Raw genomic sequence first — 23,225 nt, 5'->3', positions numbered from 1 at the left:
GACACTCGGCCAGCGGCCACGCAACGGCGTGCTGCCGTGCTGGGCATTCGGCAGAAAAGTCAGGAGTCGCCATCCCCTGTCGATGCGCAACGTTCTAGTCTGCGTGTCCAGTTGAGCGAATCTCGGGAGAGGTCGATATGGCGGTCAAGGCCGAGCGGCAAGAATGAAACGTCGCCGGCCCAGTTCCTTGTGAAAATTGCAGCGGCGCTCGCATGTTTCTGCGCAAAGTCGGCAAGCACTTGCTCGACTGCAAACCATTCGTTCGGTAATAGTGCGCCGGCGAGGCAGATGACTAGACAGCGCGCCACGGTGTCGGTGGCAAAATAAAAGTCAGCATCAACGTGTTCGGTCAACTTGTTGGCGAGGTTCTCGGCGTGCGCATGGCGAAATTGGGCACGGACCGGTAGCGCGCCACGGAGTATGTAGTTGACCATGATTTCCTCCGGACCGATTCTCCGCTCGCGTGAGTAGAGCGCAGTGGCGCCTCGCTCGACAGCGTGCGGTAACATCGAGAAGCCAAATGGTATGACGAGATTAGTACTCGTTTGTACCTCTGTCAACCAGAAAAACATGACAAATGGATGATTTTCCGACACGCCTCAAGCAGGAACGCAAGCGCATGCGCTTGACTCAGCCCGAATTCGCAGAGCTGGGTGGGGTTCATAAGCAGGCCCAGTTTCATTACGAGCGAGGGACCCGCCGACCGAACTCCAATTACCTCGTCGGGCTGGCGTCTGCCGGCGTGGATGTGTACTACCTGCTTACTGGGCGGGTTGCGACGCTTGCATCGACCGTCGAGGAACAGCAGATCTTGTCTCGATACAGGGCTCTCGACGCAGATCAGCGCATTGCAGTGCTGGCGCTTATAGACACCATGGGTGTATCAACACACCGTACGAAACAGAACGGTGAGTCGAAGGGCGGCTAAGAGGGCCGTACGACGAGACGCGCGACCTGTAGACGAGATCGGGCCCCACGTAAGGCCGATGACTCTCCTGCTGAAGCAAGCCGCGTCAACGGTCCTCCCTAGCAACGACGACTGGCTTTTTTGACGCAACCGTCCGCCACCGCGCACCACTATGATGGTGGCGGGTCTCGTTGGATGTAGACGCCTTCGGTGGCGGTACTTCATGCGATGGCGCGGGCCCGATGTATTTCCTAATGTGTGCCGCTGGCCATTGACATACGTTATCAGAGGGGTGATCCGGCTATTGCAAGACTGAGGTACAGCCGGACGGTAGCGGAACTTCCACTGGTCGCGGTGCAGCTTTCCGTCGCTCGAACTCTTATTCCGGGCAGTTCAGACGTGCATGGTGCCCAAAACCGACGCGAACCTATCCTGCTATCACTTTTGCAATGCCGTTTTTCCAGCTATCACTTTTGCAATGCCGTTTTTCCAGTGCTTCGACCGATGCTTTCGTGAGGTCCGCGCGTGGAGTCTGCGAGGTCGTCCATGCCATTTCGTTAGCCACCGGCAGAACGTCTGCTCGCGTCTTCGGTCGGTGCAGACGCTTGGTCGAGTTAAATTTGCGAGGTCGGCACTGCTAGTTCGTTCCCTTTGGCGCTACGGTTCATGCGTTCCAGGCCACGAGTCTCAGAAGGGCGCTTCCTTGCGTCGCTTCCATCCGCAGTCACAGTTGGGCCGATCGCAGCCAGATGTCGACTCACTCCCGCACCTCGGTTTGCGATGAACGGTTGATCGGTCGGTGGTCGTAAAGTTAGCCGGTGTTAGCTGAGCAGTTGGGCGGCGCGGACCAGCGCCTGCATTGCGCACACGAGGCGGCTGGCGCCAAGGAGTAGCGAGCTTTGCCCGAAGTAGTCCTGATGCGCCACGGGACCGACGTACCGGTTGACGATCCCGTTTTGAGCGAGGAAATGCGATGTATCCAAGAGCAATCCCCAGCCGTTGCCCGTATTGCGGCCGCCCCGCATTGTGCAATGCGAGCAAAGGCATGTGACGTGGACACTGCAAGAACGGCACGGTGCGATAGAAGGGCGGACGGTGATTCTCGCGTGCGCGAAATCGGGAAGCGACATGTGGAGCAACCGTAGCCCATTGTGTCGCGAGGCGGAGGCTCAGGCTCTCGAATTAGTCTGGGCGAAGTGCCAACGCGCTGCGTCGGCGTATGTCGACGACGGTGCGATCGTTTATGACGAAGCCACTGGAACAATATTTGGCGCATGCTTGCGCCGGGGATTGGGCCGTCGAAGCTGCGTGGCAAGACGCGGCTTTGAAGGTGCCGTGTGTAGATTATTGGGGCTATCCTGACGACCATCGCGGGAGCGTCCGCGTTACGCGGCACGCGTCAACCGCAAGCAGCGGACGGCGCCTGCCATTGCCGCACATAATCGATCAACGCACGCAGCTTCGGCACCATGTTGCGCCGCTGCGGAAAGCAGAGAAAGAAGCCTGAAAACGGTGGCAGGAATGCCTCCAGCAGCGGCACGAGCGAGCCGTCGTCGAAATGTGCGCGCAGGCAATCCTCGGGCGCGAACGTGATGCCGGCGCCCGCCAGCGCAAGACGCAGCATCAGGCGCAAATCGTTCGTCGTCAGTTGCGGCTCGACCGCGACGTCGAACGGGCAGCCGTCTTCCACGAACTCCCAGCGGTAAGGCGTCAGCTCTTGACCGGGCGCGCCGTACTTTTCGACGTAACCGGGCGGCCGCCGCGCGTTCGCGTTGCTCGCCGCCCAGCGGCACGGCAATCATGTCCTTCTCGATGACCTGTCCCAACCGGATCCCAGCATCGAATCCGCGCTCGACGATATCGAATTCTTCGCCCGTGACGGTCACGTCGGGATAACGCTCCGCAAAGCTCGCCAGCAACGGGCCCAACAGGAAGGGCTCGGCAATCGACGTGGCCGTGAGCCGAAGGTGGCCGCGCGGCGCGTCGCTCGTGTCCGTTGCATCGAGCGCGCTGCTGATGTCGACGAGCGGCCCCTCCAGCGACTGCACCAACTGCGTACCCGCGTCGGTCAGTTGAACCGACCGCGTGGTGCGCACCACCAGCGCGACGCCGAGCGTGTCCTTGAGCCGCCGGATATCCTGGCTGACTGCGGAACGGGTGACGCCCATCCGGTCGGCCGCCGCGCGGAACTTCCGTTCCTTGGCGACGGCGAGGAGCAGCGGCGGAAGATTCAGGTCCATATCATTGTCCAGTGATGCTAACGAGCCCATTCAGTATTCACCATCTACAAGCGACAGAGAAGTGGCGATATCGTCCTGTCATCGAAACAGGAGGTGTCATGGACAAAGTCATTCTCATCAAGGGCGCATTCGCGGCGGGCGCGCTTGCGATCGGCGGAGGATTCGCCACGGTGAGTTGCGGCATCTGCCCGGCCACACCACCACGCGGCGCAGTCCAGACCACCTGCGACGGCGGCAACGGCTTCACGCGCGTCAGGTGATCCTCCGGTCGAGCGCCTGCAGATAGTAGTAGCGAACCGGTATGAAGCGTGTATCGAAACCGGCCACGGACAGGAATGCATCGAAGTGCTGACCATTCGTGATTTCGTAGAACGACAACTGGCTGCGTGCGCGGTCGGCGAGGCTGTTCTGCGCGAGGTAGGCGCGCGACGCACGCGAACGGAGCGAACCAGAGCATAGGAGTGAATAACGTCTTTTATTCGAACACGCTGGCGCGGACGTCGGCCCGGTATTACGTGATCGACAACTGTCCGTGATGCGGGACGGGCAGGCAGGTTTTCCGTGCCGACGAATGCGTCGGCGTCGTGTGAAGCGCCGATGCAGGACAGGACCGCATCGCGTCTCGACGAGCGGGACGGTGGCGCGACATCGCCTTCCCCCGAACTTTCTCGGCTCTTTCTCATATCTTTCACAAACTAACTATATCGTACGCGCTTTCTCGACACTCCACGGGAACCGCCCAGTCATGTCAGCGCATCGCCGGATTGCCTTGCACACCTTCGCTATCGCCGTTTCGGCAGCCTTCGTTGTCGCGGCTTGCGGCGGAGACGACGTCGACAGCAACCAGCCGCCGTCGGTTGTCGCGCAACTGCCGGCAGCACCCGCGGACCCCGATTTCGTGGACAGCGCCCCGGTTCAGGCATCGGTGCCGGCGTTCGTCGACAACACGGCGACCAACCAGCGCGGCGATGCGCGTTACGCCACAATGAGCATGAACGCCGGCGTGCGCGTCTTGAACGGCTTCCGTGCGCTGTGGCAGCCGCTGACCGACCTCGTCGATGCCGGGACGAGCGCACCTGCGGCCGGCGGTTTTCCGGCGGTGGCGCCGTCGCTGTGGACTGGTCTTCCGAACGACGGTACGCCGGGCGGGACGGCGCTGAACCAGGCCGTGCTGAACGCGAATGTCCAGTATGTGGTCGACGCGACGTCGCAGCGTACCGCCGCGCAGGCCGAGGCCGCGTACTACGACGACCGCCGCGGCAAGGGCTATAGCGTGTCGGACGGCATGGGGCCGCTCACCGACGCGTGGCGCGGCGCAGCAGACGACGAGCATCACGTCGGTGCCGGCCGACGCGACGACGAAGCTCTACAACGATACGGGCAACAACACCGGCGTCGGCGGCAGCGCGAATACCGGGTTCGGTTCCGTCGTCGATTTCATCAATACGATGGGAAACAACGGCTCGACGGAGCCGGCGAAACGCTTCTACAAATATGCGCGTCCGTATCGGTGGAGCACGAGCGTCGTCGTCGCGCCGACGCTCGTACCGGCAGAAAGCACCACGCCGGCCACGGACGGCGGTTTTCCGAGCGGGCATTCCGCGGAAGGCATGCGTGACGCGCTCGCGATGGCGTACGTGATTCCCGAGCGTTTCCAGGAAATGATCAGCCGCGGGCTCGAACTCGGCGAGAACCGCATCCTCGCCGGCATGCATTCGCCGCTCGACGTGATCGGCGGCCGGATACTTGCCCAGGCGGTGGTGGCGGCGAACCTCGTCGATCCGGCCAACGCGACGCTCAAGCAGACGGCCTTCCAGCAGGCGCATGCAACGCTGTATTCGCTGACCCGCACCACGCCGGCCACGTTCCTGGCCGCCGCGCATGCCGGTACGGCGTCGAGCGACCGCTTTGCCGACCCGGCCGCCAATCGGGCCAATTACGCGCGCCGACTCACGTTCGGCTTCGCGCCGATCGGCACCACCACCAACGGCGCAGTCGTGCCGAAGGGGGCCGAAGTGCTGCTCGAGACGCGTCTGCCGTATCTAAGCGCCGACCAGCGACGCGTCGTGCTGAAGACGACGGCGCTGGCGTCCGGTTATCCGCTGCTCGACGACGCCGAGGGATGGGGCCGGCTCAACCTGTTCGCCGCCGCGGACGGGTACGCGAATTTTGCCGGCAACGTCAGTGTGACGATGGATGCTTCGCTCGGCGGATTCAATGCAGCCGATACCTGGCGCAACGATATCGGCGGCGACGGCAAGCTGACGTTCGCCGGCACGGGCGCGCTGACGCTTGCCGGCGCGAACACCTATCGCGGCGGCACGGAAGTGCGGGGCGGAACGCTCGCGGCGGGATCGCCGCAGGCGTTCGGTGCCGGCGACGTCTATGTCGGCGGCGGCACGGTGGCGATCAAGGCCGCGGCGCGCGTGAACATCAACGGCCGCTACACGCAGTTGAAGGGCGGTACGCTGGAACTCGACCGTGGCGCCGGCGACGCCGGACGACTCGCTGTGGCAGGGATGACGACGCTTGCCGGCGGCACGCTGCACGTCCGGTTCGCCGCGGGTCTCGCGCCGCAGGTCGGTGACGTCGTTTCGCTCGTCGACAGCAGCCAACTTCAGGGGCGCTTCGATTCGGTGGTCGTGGACGGGTACAACGCCACCGCGCTTTACAGCGCATCGGGCATATCGGTTCGTATCGACAAGTAGGGGCGGGCGGCGCATCGATGCAGTGATCCGGACGGCGGTTGCCCGCCGGAGCATGCATCGCGCCTTCGTCGTTGGCCGCGGCTGTCGGCTGCGGGTTCGACGACCGCCGCCAGGGTCATCGACGAAACGCGAGCTTCAGTATTGGCGGCGCGCTTGCGCGGATACCGCGTGCATCGAGCATGATCGCGCACGCACGTCGGTAGCCGCGCCACTGATTCGAACGCCGGGTCACCCGGCGTCGTCCGACAGCGCGACGGGCGCGTCGTATGGATGGTCGCGCGCTGCCGCGGCCTCGTGACGCCCGCGGGAAGCGACGTCGGCCCCGAGCGCGTGGAGAATCGATCGGCCCTTCTTCGTCAGGTACGCGCGCTGGCGGCCGGGCGCGCGATGTTCGAGCATGACGAGTTGCCGTTCGAGCAACGCATCGAGTTCGGCGCGGTTCATGTCGAGCTGATCCGGCGCCTGGCACACCAGCATCAGCGTCGCGAATTCATGCGGGCTTAGCATGGCCGCCTCCCGTCGCGCACGAAACCGCCACCCGCGGGCGCAACGCCGAAAAATGAAATGTGGTGCAGCATCCGTCCTGGCGTGGCGACGCGGCGGCGCGGCGGCTTCGGTCGGCCGATCACGGCGGGTTGGGCCGCGCGACGCAACGCGAATGGCTTGCGCGCGCCGCGTACCCACGCGCCGATCGACGCGAAGCGACCGGTGTCGTTGCGCGCTATCCGCAGGCCGGTCGGCAAACCCTTGACGACGCGGGCGACGCGTCGTGGTCGGCGGCCGACCTCCGGCAGCCGATCGAAGATGAAGAAAGGATCGTTCATGATTCGCTCCCGGTTGGACCTCGCACGGAGGACGAACCGGACCACGCGCTCCAGTTCGTCGATCCGCGAAAGACCTCGCTGACAAACAAATCGAAACACGCAGCGCGTAAGCCGCGGCTGCTTGAGCGATACCAAAATAGGATGGGACGCGCGGATTTCAAGCATCGTTGCACGACGATTCGCGCGGCCCGGAGCGGCGGTCGTCGAGGTCGTGTTGCCGCTCGCGACGGAGCGTCGGGAGACAGCCGCCGGTCGTGCGCGCGCCGTTTTCGCGATGAAACATTTTGTTACATATTGGGCGCGCGTCACCCTCTTGAAGCGTGCCTGCCCGCCACTATTTCGCTTTTCGCCAATCGATGGCACGCCGGCGCATCGCGGTCTTTGCGCGTGCAGGCGCCGGCGGATTCCCTTTTCCAGGTGATCTCATCGCTCAGGAGATGAAAATGCAGATTCGTCCCCTCTACGACCGGGTTATCGTCAAGCGAATCGAACAGCAGCGGACGACGGCCTCCGGCATCGTGATTCCCGATTCGGCCGCCGAACGGCCCGAGCAGGGTGAAGTGATTGCAGTCGGCAGCGGCCGGCTGCTGCAGGACGGCTCGCAGCGCCCGCTGCAGCTCCAGGTCGGCGACCAGGTTCTCTTCGGCAAATATGCAGGCCAGACCGTGAAGGTGAACGGCGAGGAACTGCTCGTGATGCGCGAAGAGGACGTCATGGGCGTACTCGAACCCGAATCGCCGGCCGCCAGGAAAGCGGCCTGAATGCCGATTCGACCGCGTCGCACGGGTGTGTACCCGGTGCGCGCGGCATCCCGTTCAACGACTGTATCCGGAGCAAGAAAATGACTGCAAAAGACGTGAAATTCCGCGATGGCGCGCGCCAGCAGATCGTCAAGGGCGTGAACGTGCTGGCCGATGCGGTGAAGGTGACGCTCGGTCCGAAGGGCCGCAACGTCGTGATCGAGCGCGGCTTCGGCGCGCCCGTGATCACGAAGGACGGCGTGTCGGTCGCGAAGGAAATCGAACTGAAGGACCGCTTCGAGAACATGGGCGCGCAGATCGTCAAGCAGGTCGCGTCGAAGACGGCCGACGTGGCCGGCGACGGGACCACCACCGCCACCGTGCTCGCGCAGGCGATCGTGCAGGAAGGCATGAAGCACGTCGCGGCCGGCATGAACCCGATGGATCTGAAGCGCGGCATCGACAAGGCCGTCGGCGCGGTACTCGACGAGTTGCGCAAGCTGTCCCGACCGATTTCGACCCACAAGGAAATCGCGCAGGTCGGCGCGATTTCCGCGAACTCGGACGACGCGATCGGCAAGATCATCGCCGATGCGATGGAGAAGGTCGGCAAGGACGGCGTGATCACCGTCGAGGACGGCAAGTCGATGGAGAACGAACTCGACGTGGTCGAGGGCATGCAGTTCGATCGCGGTTACGTGAGCCCGTATTTCATCAACGATCCCGCCAAGCAGGCGGCCTATCTCGACGATGCGCTGATTCTGCTGCACGACAAGAAGATCTCCAGTGTCCGCGATCTGCTGCCGATCCTCGAAGCGGCGTCCAAGGCCGGCAAGCCGCTGCTGATCGTCGCCGAGGACGTCGAGGCCGAAGCGCTCGCGACACTCGTCGTGAATTCGATGCGCGGCATCCTGAAGGTCGCCGCCGTCAAGGCGCCGGGCTTCGGCGACCGGCGCAAGGCGATGCTGGAAGATCTCGCGATCCTGACCGGCGCGACGGTCATCTCGGAGGAAACCGGCAAGCAGCTCGACAAGGCCACGCTGGAGGATCTTGGCAGTGCGAAGCGCGTCGAGGTGCGCAAGGACGATACGATCATCATTGATGGCGCGGGCGATGCGGCGCGCATCGACGCGCGCGTGAAGGCGATTCGCGCGCAGATCGACGAAGCGACGAGCGACTACGATCGCGAGAAGCTGCAGGAGCGTGTCGCGAAGCTCGCGGGCGGCGTGGCGGTGATCAAGGTCGGCGCGGTCACCGAAGTGGAAATGAAGGAGAAGAAGGACCGCGTCGACGATGCGCTGCATGCGACGCGCGCCGCGGTCGAGGAGGGCATCGTGCCGGGCGGTGGCGTCGCGCTGCTGCGTGCGCGCGCGGCGCTGTCCGACATCCGGGGCGCGAATGCGGACCAGGATGCCGGCATCCGGATCGTGCTGCGTGCGCTGGAAGCGCCGCTGCGCGTCATCGCGGCCAACGCGGGCGACGAACCGTCGGTCGTGATCTCGAAGGTGCTCGAAGGCAAAGGGAACTTCGGCTACAACGCGGCGACCGGCGAGTACGGCGATCTGGTCGATGCGGGCGTGGTCGATCCGACCAAGGTCACGCGGACCGCGCTGCAGAACGCGGCATCGATCGCGAGCCTGGTACTGACGACCGATGCGACCGTCGCGCAAGCGCCGAAAGAGGACGGCGCCGAGCCGGCCGCCGCGCCCGACCTCGGCTACTGACCTGCGTCGCGGGCTCGCCTGCGATCGTCGAACAGCCGCTGGCCGGAGCGGCTTTGCCCGGCGCGCGCGACAGCGGGGGGCGCGTCGCGCCGCTTTTTTCGTGTTTGCGAGACCGACCATGAAACTCGAACTTTCGATCGATTCCAGGCCGCTGCACGTCGAACTCGACGACGTCATCGCCGGCCTGCTCGCCGCGCGGCTCGGCCTGCCGCTCGACGGCGACAATCGCGGCGCGATCGGCCGCTACCTCGGCGACGCGGCCGGGCCGTGGACGCTGGATGACGACCATATGCGCAAGCGCGTGATGCGCCGCCTGATCCTCGACATTGCCGATCCGACGCTGGTCATCCAGTACCTGATGGCCGATCAGAGCGACCAGACCGAGCCCGACGAAGCCGGCGCCTGACGCGCGGCCGCACGTGCGGCGATGCATCCGGCGCGCGCGTCATGTCGCTTCGCCGGCGCGCCGGAATCCCGATCGCGCGCCAGCGCGCCCCTGCTCACGCGCCGTCCGGCTTGCCCGGCTTGCGGCCCTGAGGCGCCGGCGGCCCCGCGCCGAGTTCGGCGCCCGTCACCGGGTCGCTGTTCGGATCGGAGGCGAGTCGCTGCGCCATGGCTTCGATGGCGTCCGCCTGCTGCGCGTCGAGCATGCCTTCCGGAATACCGCTGCCGCCATCGACCGCCGGCTCGCCGGGCCGGATCTCGAGTTCGCCGCCGTGGTTCCACGGTCCGACCAGCGGCGCCGCGTCCGGCTGCATCCGGAAGTACACGTGGTCATACGGCGTCTTGGGCGGCAGCTTGCCCGGCGGGAAATTCGCGGTGATCGCATACAGCGCCTTCTCGAACGACATCTGGTGTGACACCTCGCGCGTCATCAGGAAGCCGAGCGCGTCGCGAATGTCCGGATCGTCGGTGACGTTGATCAGCCGTTCATAGATGATCTTCGCGCGTGCTTCGGCCGCGATGTTCGAGCGCAGGTCGGCGGTCGGCTCGCCGATCGTGTCGATGTACGCGGCCGACCACGGCACGCCGCCCGAATTGGTCAATGGCGCGCCCGCGCCGTACAGCACCTGCGTCACGTGGCTGTCGTTGCCGGCGCCGTGCAGCTTGCGGTACAGCTCCGCCTGTTCGTCGACCGCTTCGGCCAGTTCGCCCTTGGCGCCGCGGTTGAGCATCGCGGCCATCGAGCCGATCACTTCGAGATGGCTCAGTTCCTCGGTGGCGATGTCGAGGAGCATGTCCTTGCGGCCCGGATCTTCCTCGGTGATCGCCTGCGTGAAATAGCGCATCGCGGCGGCAAGTTCGCCCTGCGGGCCGCCGAACTGCTCGAGCAGCAGGTTGGCGAGCCCGGGATTCGGCGCGCCCACGCGCACCGTGTACTGAAGCCGTGTGTTGTGGATGAACATGGCATCTCCGTGGAAAAGGGTTGCGCGACATTCGCCGGCTCGAATCAGCACGATTCGATCCCACGGCCGACGATCCCGGGCATGCGCGATGCTGTCCGGTGCGGGTTGTGCGCGAGCGGCATGCCGTGGACGACGGCATCGTTCGCTGCACGACACGCGTGCGTCGGGCAACGGGTATCGGTCTGTCCGGCATCGGCCGGCGCGGCGCGACGGAACCGCGATCGGCTCGCGGCGGGGCTGCTTTCCGCGGGCGCAGCGGCCGGCCGGCGACGCAACGGCGCGGCATGCGACAAGGGCCGAGACGGCGGCAGCGCGAGCACACGTCGCGTAGCCCGCCCCCTCGTCGCCGGATTTTCAAGCGGTTGTCATTTCGGCTGCATAGCCCGTGTCGCGCCGGCACGGAGGCGGTGCGGCACGGTGTGTCGGCGGTACGCGGGATGGATCGCGCGGGGGGCGCACGATGCCGCTTTCGTGAAGGAGTACGGATGGCGACGCTCGACAGGAACGCGGCGACGGAGCGCACCGCGACGGACATGCGCGAGGGGTTGGCCGGCCGGCGGCGCGGGCCGCTGGCGGCGCTGTCGTTCGCGGGGCCGGCGATCGTCGCGTCGGTCGCGTATATGGACCCCGGCAATTTCGCGACGAACATCCGGGCCGGCGCGCAGTTCGGGTACACGCTGCTCTGGGTCGTGCTGATGGCGAACGGCATCGCGATGTTGTTCCAGTCGCTGTCCGCGAGGCTCGGCATCGTCACCGGCCGCAATCTCGCGGAGCTCTGCCGCCTGCATTTCCCGCGGCCGGTGGTCGTCGGCATGTGGGTCGCGAGCGAACTGGCCGCGATGGCGACCGAGCTGGCCGAATTTCTCGGCGGCGCGATCGCGCTGTCGCTGCTGTTCGACCTGCCGACCTTCGCCGGAATGTTCGTGATGGCGCTCGTGACCTACGCCATCCTGCTGGCCGACCGGAACGGGTTCCGGCCGATGGAAATCGCCGTGGGCGTGTTCGTCGGCGTGACCGGTCTCTGCTATCTCGCCGAGATGTTCATTGCGCCGGTCGCGTGGGCCGAAGTCGGCTGGCATGCCGTCGTGCCGGAATGGCCGCGCGGCGACGCGTTGACGGTGTCGGTCGGCATCGTCGGCGCGACGATCATGCCGCATGCGCTGTTTCTGCACTCCGGGCTCACGCAGCGACGCGCGTCGGGGCTCGATCGCGCGCGGCGCCGGATGATGGTGCGGTTCTCGGATCGGGAGGTGGTCGTCGCGCTGTCCGTCGCCGGCGCGATCAACATGGCGATGATCGTGATGGCGAGCGCGGCGTTTCATGCCGGCCATCGCGATGTCGCGGAGATCGAAACCGCGTACCGGATGCTGACGCCGTTGCTCGGCCCGGCCGCCGCGACCTGTTTCCTCGTGTCGCTGATGAGCGCCGGCATCTCGAGTTCCGTCGTCGGCACGATGGCCGGACAGATGATCATGCAGGGCTTCGTGGGGTTCCGGATTCCGGTCTGGCTGCGCCGGCTCGTCACGATGGCGCCCGCGTTCGTCGTCGTCGGGATGGGCGTGGATTCGATGCAGGCGCTCGTGATCAGCCAGGTCGTGCTGTCCGTCGTATTGCCGGTACCGATGCTGGCGCTGGTGTACTTCTGCGGCCGACGTGACGTCATGGGCGCGTTCACGAGCGGGCGCATCGCGCGCTGCGCAGCGCGCGGCGCGACTGCGGTCGTCGTCGTGCTGAATGTCGTTCTGCTGGCGCGGCCGGTCGGCGCAATCGTTGCACGGTTGGGCGGCAACTGAACGGCCGGTGCGTTAGCGCCCGGGCGAACGTGGCGGCCCAGGTTGCCCGCGACCCCGCGCGAGCCGGATGACGGCCGGCGCGCCGGCGTGCGGGTTCAGCGCGCTTTCAGCATTTCGTCGGCGAGCCGGTAGGCGCTGACCGCGCGCTTCGATTCGTAGTCGGCGATCGACGACACGTTGCGCCCGGCGTCGCGCGACAGCAAGCCCTGCAGCGCGGCGGCGGCAAAGAAATCGCGCAGGTCCGGGGTCGTCGATTTCGGCTCGGGCGGAACGGCTTCGACGAGCGGCCCCGCCTTCCAGAAAACGGGCGATGGAGTGGCTGCCCTGGCTACGGCGGCAGTTTGCTTGATGCTCACATCCTGCGAAAACGGCGTCATTTCTTCCCCTTCGATCCAGTATCTGTTGGCGAAGCAGCGTAATGTCCCCGACTGCATGAGCGAGCATCGTGTCGTTGTGTTGTCAGCGGTACTAACCGCTTGATCGACGCGAATATTCGCTGGTAATACGGAATTCGTCAAAGAAAATAAATTGGGTCCGCGCCGTCGACGGACGAGCACGATTCGTTCCCGCTCGCGGTCGTGGAGCGGCATCGCGTCTTGCGGACCGATGGGGATGGTATGTCGGCACGAATGACGTTCCGGTGACACGCCTGCGCGCAGGCGCGGCGGTCCTGCACGGCATCCTGACGGCGGTGTTGGCGACATCGCAGGCGAGATGAAAGCGGGCGAGGCATCGCTGCGGGACGGAGCCGAGCAGGTGCAGCCGTTTCATCGTTCCGGTTCCCGCTGTCCCGCGCGCACACGCCGTCGGTGATCCGCCGCATGGGGGATCGCAAGCCCTTGGTCAGGGGCGGTCCGGCGCTTGCCGGTGCCGTACAATGCGCACGGAGGCGCAGGGGAAGCATCAAGGAGGAGCGTGGGACGCCCCGACCCGGACGAGGGCGATGCGACCCGGTATCGATCGGCAGTCGGCACACGATGCCCCACAACACCATCAGGAGAATTCAATGGCACGGCAAGCGCCTGCGCGCAAGGAGCGGCTTTCATCGCCCGCCACGTTGAAGAGCGATCTGTCGTTTCCGGTCGTGGGCATCGGCGCATCGGCAGGCGGTACGACGGCCTTGCAGACCTTTTTCGAGAGCGCGCCGACGGGCATGGACATGGCGTTCGTCGTCGTCGTCCATCTCGCGCCGGAACAGGTCAGCCACATGGACAGCGTCCTGCAGCGCACGACGGGCATGCCGGTGCATCAGGTGACGTCCACGGTGCCGATCGAAAAGAACCACATCTACGTGATCGCGCCGGGCATGCAACTCGAGATGTCGGACGGCTGCCTGCGCTGTCATAGCCGGGGCCAGTCCGATGATGCCCCATTCACGATCGACCACTTCTTTCGGACGCTGGCGGACGCGCACGACTGGCGCGCGATCGGCATCGTGATGTCGGGCACCGGCTCCGACGGCGCGGCGGGCTTGAGCCGCATCAAGGAGGCGGGCGGCATCACGCTTGCGCAGACACCGGATGACGCCGAGTATGCGGAGATGCCGCAGCACGCGATTGCCATGGCGCGCGTCGATATCGTGCTGCCGGTGGCCGACATGCCGCAACGGTTGCTCGAACTCTGGTCGAATGCGCGCCGCATCGAGCAGCAAAGCGTCGAATTCGCGCAATCGCTGCACCACGTCGATCGGCCGACGGTCAACGATCCGGAGCGGGCGCTTTCCGACATTCTGATGCACCTGCGGGTACGCACCGGCCACGATTTCCGGCTGTACAAGCGGGCGACCGTGCTGCGGCGTATCGAACGGCGCATGCAGGTCAATGGCCAGCGCGATCTCCTCGCGTACCGGGATTTCCTGCGTGCCGCGCCGGAGGAAGCAAACGCGCTGCTGGCGGACATGCTGATCGGCGTGACCCAGTTCTTCCGCGATCGCGAAGCGTTCGATTTCCTCGAACAGGAAGTGATCGGCTCGTTGTTCGCGTCGGAATCCGGCGAGGAGCAGGTGCGCGTGTGGGTAGCCGGATGCGCGACCGGGGAAGAGGCGTACTCGATCTCGCTGTTGCTGGCGCGGGCGCGCGAGGCCGCGATGTCGAGCCAGGCCATCCAGGTATTCGCGACCGATATCGATGAGGCGGCGATCGTCCGCGCGCGCACCGGCTCCTACCCGCTTTCGATCGCGAGCGACGTGCCCGCCGCGCTGCTGCAGCGGTATTTCACGCGGGACGGCGCACATTACGTGATCGCCAAGGCGGTGCGCGAGCGCATTCTGTTCGCCGCGCACAGCCTGCTGCGCGATCCGCCGTTCTCGCATCTCGACCTGATCTCGTGCCGCAACGTGCTGATCTATCTGGAGCGGGCGGTGCAGCGGCAAATCCTCGAGCTGTTTCATTTCGCGCTGCGTCCGAACGGCTACCTGTTCCTCGGCACCGCGGAATCGGCCGACGCGGCGGACGATCTGTTTGCCGTCGTGGACAAGAAGCGCCGGATTTACCGCGCCCGCGTCGTCACGCATCGCGCGAAGCCGGTCACGGGCTTTCCGCCGCTGTTCCAGGTCGAGTCCGGTGCATCCGACGAGCGGGCCGCGCCGCAGCCCCCGCTGCGGGTGCCGACCAGTCCGGCACAGCGCAATTTCTCCTATGCGGAACTGCACCAGCGCGCGCTCGAAACGTATTCGCCGCCGAGCGTCATCATCGACAAGGAATCGAACGTCGTTCATCTGTCGGATAACGCCGGCCGTTTCCTCAGGCATGTCGGCGGCGAGCTGTCCAGCAACATCATGACGCTGGTGCTGCCGGATCTGCGGCTCGATTTGCGCACCGCGATTTTCCGCGCGCTACAAACGGGTACGAGCGTGGAAGCGCGCCGGGTCAAGTGGGCGCACGACACGCGCGTATCGTGGATCAACATGACGGTTCGGCCGTTCCACGACAAGGTCGCGAATGCGGAATTCCTCCTCGTCGTGTTCGACGAGGTGGCCGGCCGCATGACCGAGGAGGATCAGGCCGAGACGAGCGGGCAGGATCCGGTGCTGGCGCAGCTCGAACAGGAGCTGCAGCACAGCCGCGAGCAACTGGCGACGATCATCGAGCAGTACGAAACGTCCGTCGAGGAACTGAAGGCGTCGAACGAGGAGCTGCAGGCGATCAACGAAGAATTGCGCTCCACGAGCGAGGAGCTCGAAAGCAGCAAGGAGGAACTGCAATCGGTCAACGAGGAGTTGACCACGGCCAACGCCGAAATGCAGGCAAGGATCGAAGACACCGCGAAGGCGAACGACGACCTCCACAACATCATCGCGTCGAGCGAGATCGCGACCGTGTTCGTCGACAAGGAAATCCGCGTCAAGCGGTTTACGCCGAACGCGACGGCCATTTTCAATCTGATCGATACGGACCTGGGCCGGTCGCTGTTCCACATTACCCACGCGTTGCGGTATCCGACGCTGGCCGACGATGTCCGGCAGTCGTTTCAGTCGCTGCGGTTGATCGAGCGCGAGATCGAGAGCGAGGCCGGCCGGTGGTATCTGATGCGGTTGCTGCCCTACCGCACGGCGGACGACCACATCGACGGCGCGGTGATCACGCTGATCGACATCACCGACCGGCATCATGCGGAAGAGGCGGCTCGCGCGGGCGAGCAGCGCCTGCGCCTGGTCGCGCAGTCGACCAAGGACTACGCGATCATCATCCAGGACGGCAACGGCGCGATCGTGAGCTGGAACGCCGGGGCGGAACGCATCTTCGGCTATACGGAAGAAGAGATGATTGGCCAGGACGTGGAGTTGATCTACGAACCCAACGATCGACAGGCGCTCGTGCCGATGCGCGAGCGCGAAGTCGCGACCCGGGAAGGCCGCGCGGACGACGAGCGCTGGCACCGGACCAAGGACGGGCGCCGGATTTTCTGCAGCGGCGTCGTTACGCCGATTTCCGATACGTCGTTCAACGGATTCGCGAAGATCGTGCGCGACATGACGCTGCGCAAGCAGCGCGACGACGCGAACCGCGAAGCGCTCGCGCGGGAGCAGGCGGCCCGCGAGCAGGCGCTCAGTTCGAATCAGCTAAAGGACGAGTTCATCGCCGTGCTGTCGCACGAGCTGCGGCATCCGCTCAACCTGATCGGCGTCAAGTCGGAAATGCTGCCGCGCCTGCCGGAGACGCGCGACATTCCCGCCGTGCGCGAAGCCGCGGATTCGATTCGGCAAGCCGTGCGCGCGCAGGCGCAGATCATCGACGACCTGCTCGATCTGTCGCGCATCCAGACCGGCAAGCTCGCGCTCGAGCTGGGCCGCGTCGACCTGACGGCGATGTTGCGCGGCATTGCCGATACCTGCGAGCGCGACGTGCACGCGCGCGGCCTGGTCCTGAAAACCGAGTTGCCGACGGAGCCGGCCATCGCGCTCGCCGATCCGGTGCGCTGCGAGCAGATCTTCTGGAACCTGATGTCCAACGCGCTCAAGTTCACGCAATCGCATGGCGAGATCGTCGTGCGTCTCGCGCATGAAGGGCGGATGCTGCGTGTCGACGTGATCGACGACGGGCAGGGGATCGACGGCGATACGCTGCCGCATGTGTTCGACATGTTCCGGCAGGCGCCGCGCGACCGGACCCGCGGCGGGCTCGGAATCGGGCTGGCGCTCGTTCGGCAACTCGTGGAAATGCACGGCGGCCGGATCGCCGCGGCATCCGACGGCCAGGGAAGGGGGACCACGATGACGGTATGGCTGCCGGCCGCATCCGACGAGCGCGTCGTGTCTTCCGGCAACGGCGCGGCGGAAGGGAGTATCGCCGGCCTTCGCGTGCTGCTGGTCGAGGACGATCAGGAGACGGCGCTGTCGCTCACGGCGCTGCTGGAACTCGCGGGGGCAACGGTCACGGCCGCGAAAAGCGGGGCCGAGGCACTGGAGAGGTTGCCGGAGACGCCTGTCGACGCCATCGTGTCCGACATCGGGCTGCCCGACATGGACGGCTATGAGTTGATTCGCCACATCAAGGCCGATCCCCGCTGGGCCACGCTCCGGACCGTTGCGCTGACGGGCCGTAATCGCCAGGACGATGTCCGGGCCGCGGCGGAGGCCGGCTTCGACACTCACCTGTCCAAACCGCTGGATTTCGGGATGTTGCTTGCCGCGCTCGGCGACACGCACTAAGCCCGCCCGGTGACGACCCGCGCGTGCGTCGCGGGTCGCTCGCGCCGCGGTTCGCGCCGCGCGTTCCCGTCGGCGGGTTGCATCGACCGCCATCCGACCCGCATTGCCTCGTCTGCTACCGCCCGTGACGGAATTTCGGCTCAGGAACCCGATTTGCGGCGCTATCCGCAAAGGGGGCGCTATGGATCGTCGAGATATCGTGGTAATTGCGTCGTCCCGAGGCGGTCTCCCGGTCCTCCGGACGTTGGTAGCCGGCATTGCCGCGGATTTTCCGGTGCCGATTTGCATCGTGCAGCACATTGGTCGACATCGGACGATCCTGCCCGAGCTGTTGTCGCGATGGGGCAGGCTCGATGCAAGCGAGGCGCTACACGGGGAATCGCCGGAGGCGGGCAGAATTTACGTGGCGCCGCCCGACCGGCACATGATCGTGCGCGGCGGCGACCTGTGGCTGCTCGATACGGCCGCCGAGAACTTCGCCCGCCCGGCCGCCGACCCGCTGTTTCGCTCCGCCGCACGCGAATATGGCGCCGGTGCGATCGGTGTGGTGCTCAGCGGCGACCTCGATGACGGCGCGGCCGGCCTGGCGGCGATTCGCGCACGGGGCGGCTACGGTATCGTTCAGGACCCCGATGAATGCGAAGCGCCGTCGATGCCGCGCAGCGCGCTGGCCGCGGCGGGAGCCGATGCGGTGGCGACGGCGGAAGAACTGCCGCGGACCCTTCATGCAGCGGTCTACGGCGCACGTGCGAAGGAGCAGCGAAAAATGGCAGATTTGCGCGACCTCGACCATGAGAGCCGGATTGCCGAGGGCGGCCTCGTCGATCCGAGACTGCTTGACAAAATCGGCACGCGTTCCGCCCTCACGTGCCCCAGTTGCAACGGCGTGCTCTGGCGCATGCGCGACGATCGTCCGTTGCGATACCGTTGCCATACCGGGCATGCGTTCTCCGCGCTTTCCCTCGACGACGCGGAAGCCCAGAAAGCGGAGGATGCGATATGGGGGGCGATCCGCGCGGTTCACGAGCGCATGATTTTTGCGCGCGAGCGCCAGGAATGGGCGCGCCGCACGGGCAACGCCGAGGACGTCGCGATCGAACAGGCCCGCATCGACGAAAACCAGCGGCTCGCGGACGTGCTGCGCCGTGCGGTCGGCGCCGCACTGAGTACGGGCGAACTGGAGTGAGCGCGAGCCGCGGCATTCGCGCTGCCGGTTTCATCCCGGCACGAACACGCCCATCGCCGCGATCGCCATCGCGAGCGTCGCGATCCATCCGCCCCATGCAAGCGCGCCTCTGACGGCAAACTCGCCCATGACGCGTTTGCTTCTCGCCATCAGCATCATCACGACCATGATCGGAACGGCGCTCACGCCGTTGATGACGGCGCTCCAGTAAAGCGCGCGGATCGGGTCGAAATGCATGAACGTGAACGCGATCCCGCCGACGATCGCCAAGACGATCACCGCATAGAACTCGGGCGCGACGCCCAACTGCAGCGCGAGGCTGTTGCGCCAGCGGAACGTGCCCGCGGCCGCATAGGCGGCCGATCCCGCGAGCACCGGCAGCGCCAGCAGGCCGGTGCCGACGATGCCGAGCGCGAACAGCACGTACGCGAAGTGACCGGCAAGCGGCTCGAGCGCCCGCGCGGCATCGGCCGACGTCTTGACGTCGATGTGATGCGCGTTGAGCGTGGCCGCCGCCGTCAGCACGATGAAGAAGGCGATCACGTTCGACACGCCCATGCCGAACCACGTGTCGAAGCTGATCCGGCGCAACTGGGCGGGCGCCTGATGCGGTACGCGCCGCAGCGGCCGCTGGTTCGGCACGGAGCGCAACTCTTCGACTTCCTGGGACGCCTGCCAGAAAAACAGATACGGGCTGATGGTCGTGCCGAGCACGGCGACGACCGTGGTCAGGTAGGCGGCGCTCAGTTGCGCATGGGGCCGCACGATCGCGCGACCGACGTCGGCCCAGTCGACCGGCACGATGACGGCGACCGCGACATAGGCGAGCAGCGTCAACGCCGTCCATTTCAGCAATCGTGAATAGCGGTCGTACGGGACGAAAACCTGCAGTACGACCGATACGCCGCCGAGGCACACGATGTAGAGCTGTTGCGGGCCGGGCAGCAGCAAATTGACGGCCGCGCCCATGGCCGACAGATCGGCCGCGATGTTGATCACGTTGGCCGTGATCAGCAGTACGACCGTTCCGTACAGCAGCCATGGCGGATAGTGCTTGCGCATGTTCGACGCGAGGCCCTTGCCCGTCACGCGGCCGATTCGCGCGCTGACCAGCTGGATCGCCGTCATCAGCGGATACGTGAGCAGCAGCGACCACAGCAGTTCGAAGCCGAATTGCGCCCCCGCCTGCGAGTATGTCCCGATGCCGGAAGGATCGTCGTCGGCGGCGCCGGTGATCAGGCCGGGGCCGAGACGCCGGACCCACGTGACCGCGTTCGGGTCCGGTTCCGTCGGCTCGGGCTGGAGCAAATCGTTGTCGTTCATGATCGCGGGCCTCCCGGGGTCCGGCAGGCGCAATGGCCGTGCCCGCCCGGGCAACCTCCCGCGCCGGCAGCCGGGGTGGGCCTCACGGTCCGGTCGGCTTCGCCCTGTCGCCCACGTCGACGTCGATCGCGTATTCCTTCGATACCAGCCGGGCCCCGACCATGCTTCCGCCGCCGATGCGCAACGTCAGGCGCGCGGGTTCGTTGGCATCGAGCCCCGACATATAGTCCAGGCCGTGCAGCCCCGCGCGATCGTGGAACGGAATGAACCAGGACGAACAGAAGTCCGACGTGGGGACCGGACACGGGGCGCGGATGGCGAGCCGCCGCGCAGCAAACGGATAGTCGTCGAGCGCGATTTCACCGGTATCGAATCGCTTGCGGATGGTGAGCGGCGTGACGGTGTAGCGGAGGTAGACGTGGTCGGCCCACAGCGTTCGGTCGAGCGATGCCAGGTCTTCCGTGGCGAACGCAACGATCGTGAGACCGTTTCGATCGCGGTTCTGGATTTCATATCGGCTGACATTCACCGATTTGCAGCCGGTACACGCGATCGCCAGACCCATCGCGAAACCGATCCAGCGCATCCGGTCATGCATGTCGTCCTCCCCGGCACCCTCCGACCTCGGTTTGCTTGCAATACGACGGCGCGACGTTGCGTTACGTCGGGCGACCGGCACCTTCGGCAGGCGAGACCGGCGCGTGCATCGCCTGTTCGAGCAGCGCATGCGCGGCTTGCCATGCGCGCTGGGCCGCCGCGGAATCGTTGAACGCCCGCGCTTCGACCGTGGCGCCGTCGAGCAGCATCATGAAGACGGTCGCCAGCCGGTTGGCGGTTTCGGCCGGCACGACGGCTTCGATCAGTTCGGCCATCCATTCGACCATCTTGCGGCGATAGCGGATCGCGACATCCGAGATCGGCGCATAAGCGGTGCCGAATTCGGCCAGCGCACGCTCGAACAGGCAGCCGGCAAATTCGGGTGTGCGGAACCACGCTTCATACCAGTCGAAGACGGTCTTGACGCGCTCGACCGGATCGACGACGTGCTGCAACTGCGCGTCGATGCTGCCGACGATCAGGTCGTAGCGCTGGACCAGCACTTCGCGGATGAGCTCGTCCTTGCTCGCAAAATGCCGGTACAGCGTCATTCGGGCGACACCGGAATCGTCGATGATCCAGTCGACGCCCACCGGGTGAAATCCGTGCCTGGAGAACAGTTCGGTCGCTTTGTCTACCACCAGCTGGCGTTTGTTGGCTCGCACGAACGGCTTCCTCCTCGATATTTCAACAGCATAGACCGATTATTCTAGCATCATGCGGGTCGATGAAATCGGCCTCCTGGCGCTGTCTGATGGCCGTTCCGCCCCGACAATCTTCGCTTGTCGAGCCGGTTATCAAGTCATCTTGACTATTAGATAGACCGATATGTATCATTTGAAGCCAGTAAGCAGCGATCGATATTGCGTGGATTAAAGAGACAGAACAAGAGCGGGTTTACCGCGTGCCGTTTTCTGCCGTGTCAGACGCTGCAACGATGTTTCAAGCCGAAAAGAGAACCTGAGAGAGCCTTGGCACGCGGGCCCGCGGACGATGTTCGCCGCGCCCCGCACCGGCCGGGGGCATGCTCGCGGGCGAGCGCGCGAAGCAATACGGCGCCAATGAAACGTGAGGAAAATACCCATGTATCGCCGTTTACTCGCACCGGGGCTGCTGTTGCTGTTGGCCGCGTGCGCGCAGGATCCGTCGGTGACTGCCGGCACGGTACGGATCTGCGACGACACAGGTTGTTCCGATCGCCCTAAAGATCAGGTCTCCTATCAAAAAAGGGACGAGGCGGAGGACCGCGAAGAGCCGAGCATCGCCGCGCTCAAGCAGACCGCGAAGACCCAGCCGAAGGCCGCCTACGACCTCGGCCTGCGCTATTTCCGCGGCGACGGCGTGCGCCAGGACAGCTACCAGGCGCTCAAGTGGATGCGCGAGGCCGCCGAACGCGGCGACCTGAACGCGCAGAAGGCGCTCGGCAGTTTCTACCTGTTCGGCCTCGAGGAAATGGGCTCGGATGCGCGCGAAGCGGAGAAGTGGCTGTCGATCGCGGCCGGCCGCGGCGACAAGGAATCGAAAAAGCTGCTCGATCTCGCGCGCAAGGCCAAGAAGGAAGACGAGGAAGACTGGAAATGGCGCACGCAATGGCGTGACGTCTATTACGGCTACTGGTACTCGGGCTATCCGTACTACGGCGTCTGGCAGCAGACGTACTGGTACTACTGACCGGGCATCGAGCAACGGGGGCAGCCGCGGGGAGACCACCATCGCGCGCCACGCCGGGGGGCTTATCGAAGTTCGCATGGACACATAAGCCGAACAACGACTCTAATCGATCGACAACGACAATGAAGACCAACCTTCTCCAACGTCTCACTCAAGGTGCGCTGGTTGCAGCGCTTGGCGCGTCCGTCGCGGGTTGCGGCGGCGTGGTGACGCCCGGCGGGCAGAACGCCGGCGTGACGGGCGCCGCGGCTGGCGGCGCGAGCGCCGGCGCCGATTCGCAACTGCAGCGCTGCACGTCGCCGCTCGGCACGATCGCGGTCGACGACGGCCGCAATGCCGACTGGTGGGGCCCGTTCGGCAGCGCGACCAAGATGACCACGATCGACCCGCTGCTGCGCCTGGCGGTGCAGCAGTCGAACTGCTTCGTGATCACGTCGATCGGCAACCAGAAGAGCGACGCGCGCCTGTCGCGCATCACGCAGCTGCAGCGCAACTCGGGCGAATACCGCGCGGGCTCGAAGCAGCAGAAGGGCCAGCGCGTCGCGGCCGACTACTACATGGAGCCGCAGATCGTGATCAACGATTCGCCGATCGGCGGGATCGGCAGCATGATCGGCGGGCTGATCGGCAACAGCGCGGTGGCGGCGGTGGCGGGCCACCTGCAGACGAAGGCGTCGGTGGTGACGCTGACGCTGTTCGACGTGCGCTCGGCGGTGCAGATCGCGGCGTCGGAAGGCAGCTCGACGGCGACGAACTACGGCGCGGCGCTGGGCGGCTTCGGCGGCGGCGTGGGCGGCGCGCTGGCGGGCTTCTCGTCGACGCCGGAAGGCAAGGCGACGGTCGTCGCGTTCATCGATGCGTACAACAAGATGGTCGTCGCGCTGCGCAGCTACAAGGCGCAGGACGTCAAGGGCGGGCTGGGCCGCGGTGGCCAGCTGCAGGTCAACTGACGTTGCC

At 65.6% G+C, this 23,225-nt stretch carries 18 protein-coding genes and 2 pseudogenes; 10 read left to right on the top strand and 10 right to left on the bottom strand.

Annotated features, from left to right (window positions below; genetic code table 11):
• Positions 1-59: 59 nt before the first annotated feature.
• Positions 60-434 carry a hypothetical protein gene (locus MMB92_RS11585; RefSeq protein WP_125333444.1) on the bottom strand — a complete coding sequence of 125 codons (375 nt, stop codon included), beginning with the start codon at positions 432-434 and terminating at the stop codon, positions 60-62.
• A 143-nt stretch (positions 435-577) separates the two neighbouring features.
• Here MMB92_RS11585 and MMB92_RS11580 point away from each other — a divergent pair, with 143 nt between their 5' ends.
• Positions 578-928 (top strand): helix-turn-helix transcriptional regulator, encoded by a 351-nt coding sequence (locus MMB92_RS11580; protein WP_012493794.1) that lies wholly within the window; start codon positions 578-580, stop codon positions 926-928.
• Positions 929-2,292: 1,364 nt separating this feature from the next.
• Here the strand turns inward: MMB92_RS11580 and MMB92_RS11575 are convergent.
• Both MMB92_RS11575 and MMB92_RS11570 read right to left on the bottom strand, forming a co-directional pair.
• Positions 2,293-3,147: a LysR family transcriptional regulator gene (locus tag MMB92_RS11575; protein ID WP_230391314.1), complete on the bottom strand. Its 855-nt coding sequence runs from the start codon at positions 3,145-3,147 to the stop codon at positions 2,293-2,295.
• Positions 3,148-3,184: 37 nt separating this feature from the next.
• Positions 3,185-3,585: pseudogene (locus tag MMB92_RS11570) on the bottom strand (3-hydroxybutyrate oligomer hydrolase family protein); the annotation flags it as partial.
• 307 nt (positions 3,586-3,892) lie between these two features.
• On the opposite strand from MMB92_RS11570, the pseudogene MMB92_RS11565 reads away from it, so the two are divergent.
• Positions 3,893-5,855 (top strand): annotated as a pseudogene (locus tag MMB92_RS11565) (phosphatase PAP2 family protein).
• A 228-nt stretch (positions 5,856-6,083) separates the two neighbouring features.
• Here MMB92_RS11565 and MMB92_RS11560 read toward each other — a convergent pair.
• Entirely contained in the window at positions 6,084-6,362 is a 279-nt protein-coding gene (locus tag MMB92_RS11560; protein ID WP_062885731.1) for a hypothetical protein, read from the bottom strand.
• Complete coding sequence (locus MMB92_RS11555; protein ID WP_230391313.1) at positions 6,356-6,844, bottom strand: hypothetical protein; 489 nt, start codon at positions 6,842-6,844, stop codon at positions 6,356-6,358. Before MMB92_RS11555 ends, MMB92_RS11560 begins: the two co-directional genes overlap by 7 nt.
• A gap of 278 nt (positions 6,845-7,122) precedes the next feature.
• Between MMB92_RS11555 and MMB92_RS11550 the strand changes: the two genes are divergently transcribed.
• The 3 genes from MMB92_RS11550 (at position 7,123) to MMB92_RS11540 (ending at position 9,549) form a co-directional block, all read left to right on the top strand.
• Entirely contained in the window at positions 7,123-7,440 is a 318-nt protein-coding gene (locus tag MMB92_RS11550) for a co-chaperone GroES (RefSeq protein WP_006482399.1), read from the top strand.
• A gap of 80 nt (positions 7,441-7,520) precedes the next feature.
• Positions 7,521-9,143: a chaperonin GroEL gene (groL, locus tag MMB92_RS11545; protein WP_006482400.1), complete on the top strand. Its 1,623-nt coding sequence runs from the start codon at positions 7,521-7,523 to the stop codon at positions 9,141-9,143.
• 118 nt (positions 9,144-9,261) lie between these two features.
• Positions 9,262-9,549, top strand: coding sequence for a hypothetical protein (locus MMB92_RS11540; RefSeq protein ID WP_043205962.1), 288 nt, complete (start codon positions 9,262-9,264; stop codon positions 9,547-9,549).
• A gap of 94 nt (positions 9,550-9,643) precedes the next feature.
• Here MMB92_RS11540 and MMB92_RS11535 read toward each other — a convergent pair whose 3' ends face one another.
• A complete protein-coding gene (locus tag MMB92_RS11535) occupies positions 9,644-10,549 on the bottom strand; it encodes a manganese catalase family protein (protein WP_006491398.1) in 906 nt (301 codons plus the stop codon).
• A 485-nt stretch (positions 10,550-11,034) separates the two neighbouring features.
• On the opposite strand from MMB92_RS11535, the gene MMB92_RS11530 reads away from it, so the two are divergent.
• Entirely contained in the window at positions 11,035-12,342 is a 1,308-nt protein-coding gene (locus MMB92_RS11530; protein WP_059720908.1) for an Nramp family divalent metal transporter, read from the top strand.
• A 95-nt stretch (positions 12,343-12,437) separates the two neighbouring features.
• Here MMB92_RS11530 and MMB92_RS35260 read toward each other — a convergent pair whose 3' ends face one another.
• Positions 12,438-12,719 carry a hypothetical protein gene (locus MMB92_RS35260; RefSeq protein WP_006498545.1) on the bottom strand — a complete coding sequence of 94 codons (282 nt, stop codon included), beginning with the start codon at positions 12,717-12,719 and terminating at the stop codon, positions 12,438-12,440.
• Positions 12,720-13,348: 629 nt separating this feature from the next.
• On the opposite strand from MMB92_RS35260, the gene MMB92_RS11520 reads away from it, so the two are divergent.
• Positions 13,349-17,491, top strand: coding sequence for a CheR family methyltransferase (locus MMB92_RS11520; protein ID WP_062885728.1), 4,143 nt, complete (start codon positions 13,349-13,351; stop codon positions 17,489-17,491).
• A gap of 181 nt (positions 17,492-17,672) precedes the next feature.
• Positions 17,673-18,677: a chemotaxis protein CheB gene (locus tag MMB92_RS11515; RefSeq protein ID WP_062885727.1), complete on the top strand. Its 1,005-nt coding sequence runs from the start codon at positions 17,673-17,675 to the stop codon at positions 18,675-18,677.
• A gap of 30 nt (positions 18,678-18,707) precedes the next feature.
• Here MMB92_RS11515 and MMB92_RS11510 read toward each other — a convergent pair whose 3' ends face one another.
• The 3 genes from MMB92_RS11510 to MMB92_RS11500 form a co-directional block, all read right to left on the bottom strand.
• Positions 18,708-20,000, bottom strand: a complete 1,293-nt coding sequence (locus MMB92_RS11510) for an Nramp family divalent metal transporter (protein ID WP_059720910.1) — start codon at positions 19,998-20,000, stop codon at positions 18,708-18,710.
• A gap of 82 nt (positions 20,001-20,082) precedes the next feature.
• Positions 20,083-20,598 carry a hypothetical protein gene (locus MMB92_RS11505; protein WP_062885726.1) on the bottom strand — a complete coding sequence of 172 codons (516 nt, stop codon included), beginning with the start codon at positions 20,596-20,598 and terminating at the stop codon, positions 20,083-20,085.
• 61 nt (positions 20,599-20,659) lie between these two features.
• Positions 20,660-21,262 carry a TetR/AcrR family transcriptional regulator gene (locus MMB92_RS11500; protein WP_006485824.1) on the bottom strand — a complete coding sequence of 201 codons (603 nt, stop codon included), beginning with the start codon at positions 21,260-21,262 and terminating at the stop codon, positions 20,660-20,662.
• A gap of 418 nt (positions 21,263-21,680) precedes the next feature.
• Here MMB92_RS11500 and MMB92_RS11495 point away from each other — a divergent pair, with 418 nt between their 5' ends.
• Positions 21,681-22,268: an SEL1-like repeat protein gene (locus MMB92_RS11495; RefSeq protein WP_062885725.1), complete on the top strand. Its 588-nt coding sequence runs from the start codon at positions 21,681-21,683 to the stop codon at positions 22,266-22,268.
• Between the two features lie 122 nt (positions 22,269-22,390).
• On the top strand, positions 22,391-23,218 hold the full coding sequence (locus MMB92_RS11490; RefSeq protein ID WP_006498538.1) for a hypothetical protein: 828 nt from the start codon (positions 22,391-22,393) through the stop codon (positions 23,216-23,218).
• Positions 23,219-23,225: the final 7 nt, after the last annotated feature.

Source organism: Burkholderia sp. IO2, from assembly GCF_029522185.1.
Classification (GTDB): Bacteria; Pseudomonadota; Gammaproteobacteria; order Burkholderiales; family Burkholderiaceae; genus Burkholderia; species Burkholderia cenocepacia.
The sequence above is the reverse complement of the archived record's forward strand: the minus strand, read 5'-3'. Positions and strand labels throughout refer to the sequence as shown.

Excerpts from the sequence above, each read along its gene's own strand:
- MMB92_RS11585 (WP_125333444.1), bottom strand. The coding sequence starts at position 434 with ATGGTCAACTACATACTCCGTGGCGCGCTACCGGTCCGTGCCCAATTT.
- MMB92_RS11580 (WP_012493794.1), top strand. The coding sequence starts at position 578 with ATGGATGATTTTCCGACACGCCTCAAGCAGGAACGCAAGCGCATGCGC.
- MMB92_RS11575 (WP_230391314.1), bottom strand. The coding sequence starts at position 3,147 with ATGGACCTGAATCTTCCGCCGCTGCTCCTCGCCGTCGCCAAGGAACGG.
- MMB92_RS11560 (WP_062885731.1), bottom strand. The coding sequence starts at position 6,362 with ATGCTAAGCCCGCATGAATTCGCGACGCTGATGCTGGTGTGCCAGGCG.
- MMB92_RS11555 (WP_230391313.1), bottom strand. The coding sequence starts at position 6,844 with ATGCTTGAAATCCGCGCGTCCCATCCTATTTTGGTATCGCTCAAGCAG.
- MMB92_RS11550 (WP_006482399.1), top strand. The coding sequence starts at position 7,123 with ATGCAGATTCGTCCCCTCTACGACCGGGTTATCGTCAAGCGAATCGAA.
- groL (WP_006482400.1), top strand. The coding sequence starts at position 7,521 with ATGACTGCAAAAGACGTGAAATTCCGCGATGGCGCGCGCCAGCAGATC.
- MMB92_RS11540 (WP_043205962.1), top strand. The coding sequence starts at position 9,262 with ATGAAACTCGAACTTTCGATCGATTCCAGGCCGCTGCACGTCGAACTC.
- MMB92_RS11535 (WP_006491398.1), bottom strand. The coding sequence starts at position 10,549 with ATGTTCATCCACAACACACGGCTTCAGTACACGGTGCGCGTGGGCGCG.
- MMB92_RS11530 (WP_059720908.1), top strand. The coding sequence starts at position 11,035 with ATGGCGACGCTCGACAGGAACGCGGCGACGGAGCGCACCGCGACGGAC.
- MMB92_RS35260 (WP_006498545.1), bottom strand. The coding sequence starts at position 12,719 with ATGACGCCGTTTTCGCAGGATGTGAGCATCAAGCAAACTGCCGCCGTA.
- MMB92_RS11520 (WP_062885728.1), top strand. The coding sequence starts at position 13,349 with ATGGCACGGCAAGCGCCTGCGCGCAAGGAGCGGCTTTCATCGCCCGCC.
- MMB92_RS11515 (WP_062885727.1), top strand. The coding sequence starts at position 17,673 with ATGGATCGTCGAGATATCGTGGTAATTGCGTCGTCCCGAGGCGGTCTC.
- MMB92_RS11510 (WP_059720910.1), bottom strand. The coding sequence starts at position 20,000 with ATGAACGACAACGATTTGCTCCAGCCCGAGCCGACGGAACCGGACCCG.
- MMB92_RS11505 (WP_062885726.1), bottom strand. The coding sequence starts at position 20,598 with ATGCATGACCGGATGCGCTGGATCGGTTTCGCGATGGGTCTGGCGATC.
- MMB92_RS11495 (WP_062885725.1), top strand. The coding sequence starts at position 21,681 with ATGTATCGCCGTTTACTCGCACCGGGGCTGCTGTTGCTGTTGGCCGCG.
- MMB92_RS11490 (WP_006498538.1), top strand. The coding sequence starts at position 22,391 with ATGAAGACCAACCTTCTCCAACGTCTCACTCAAGGTGCGCTGGTTGCA.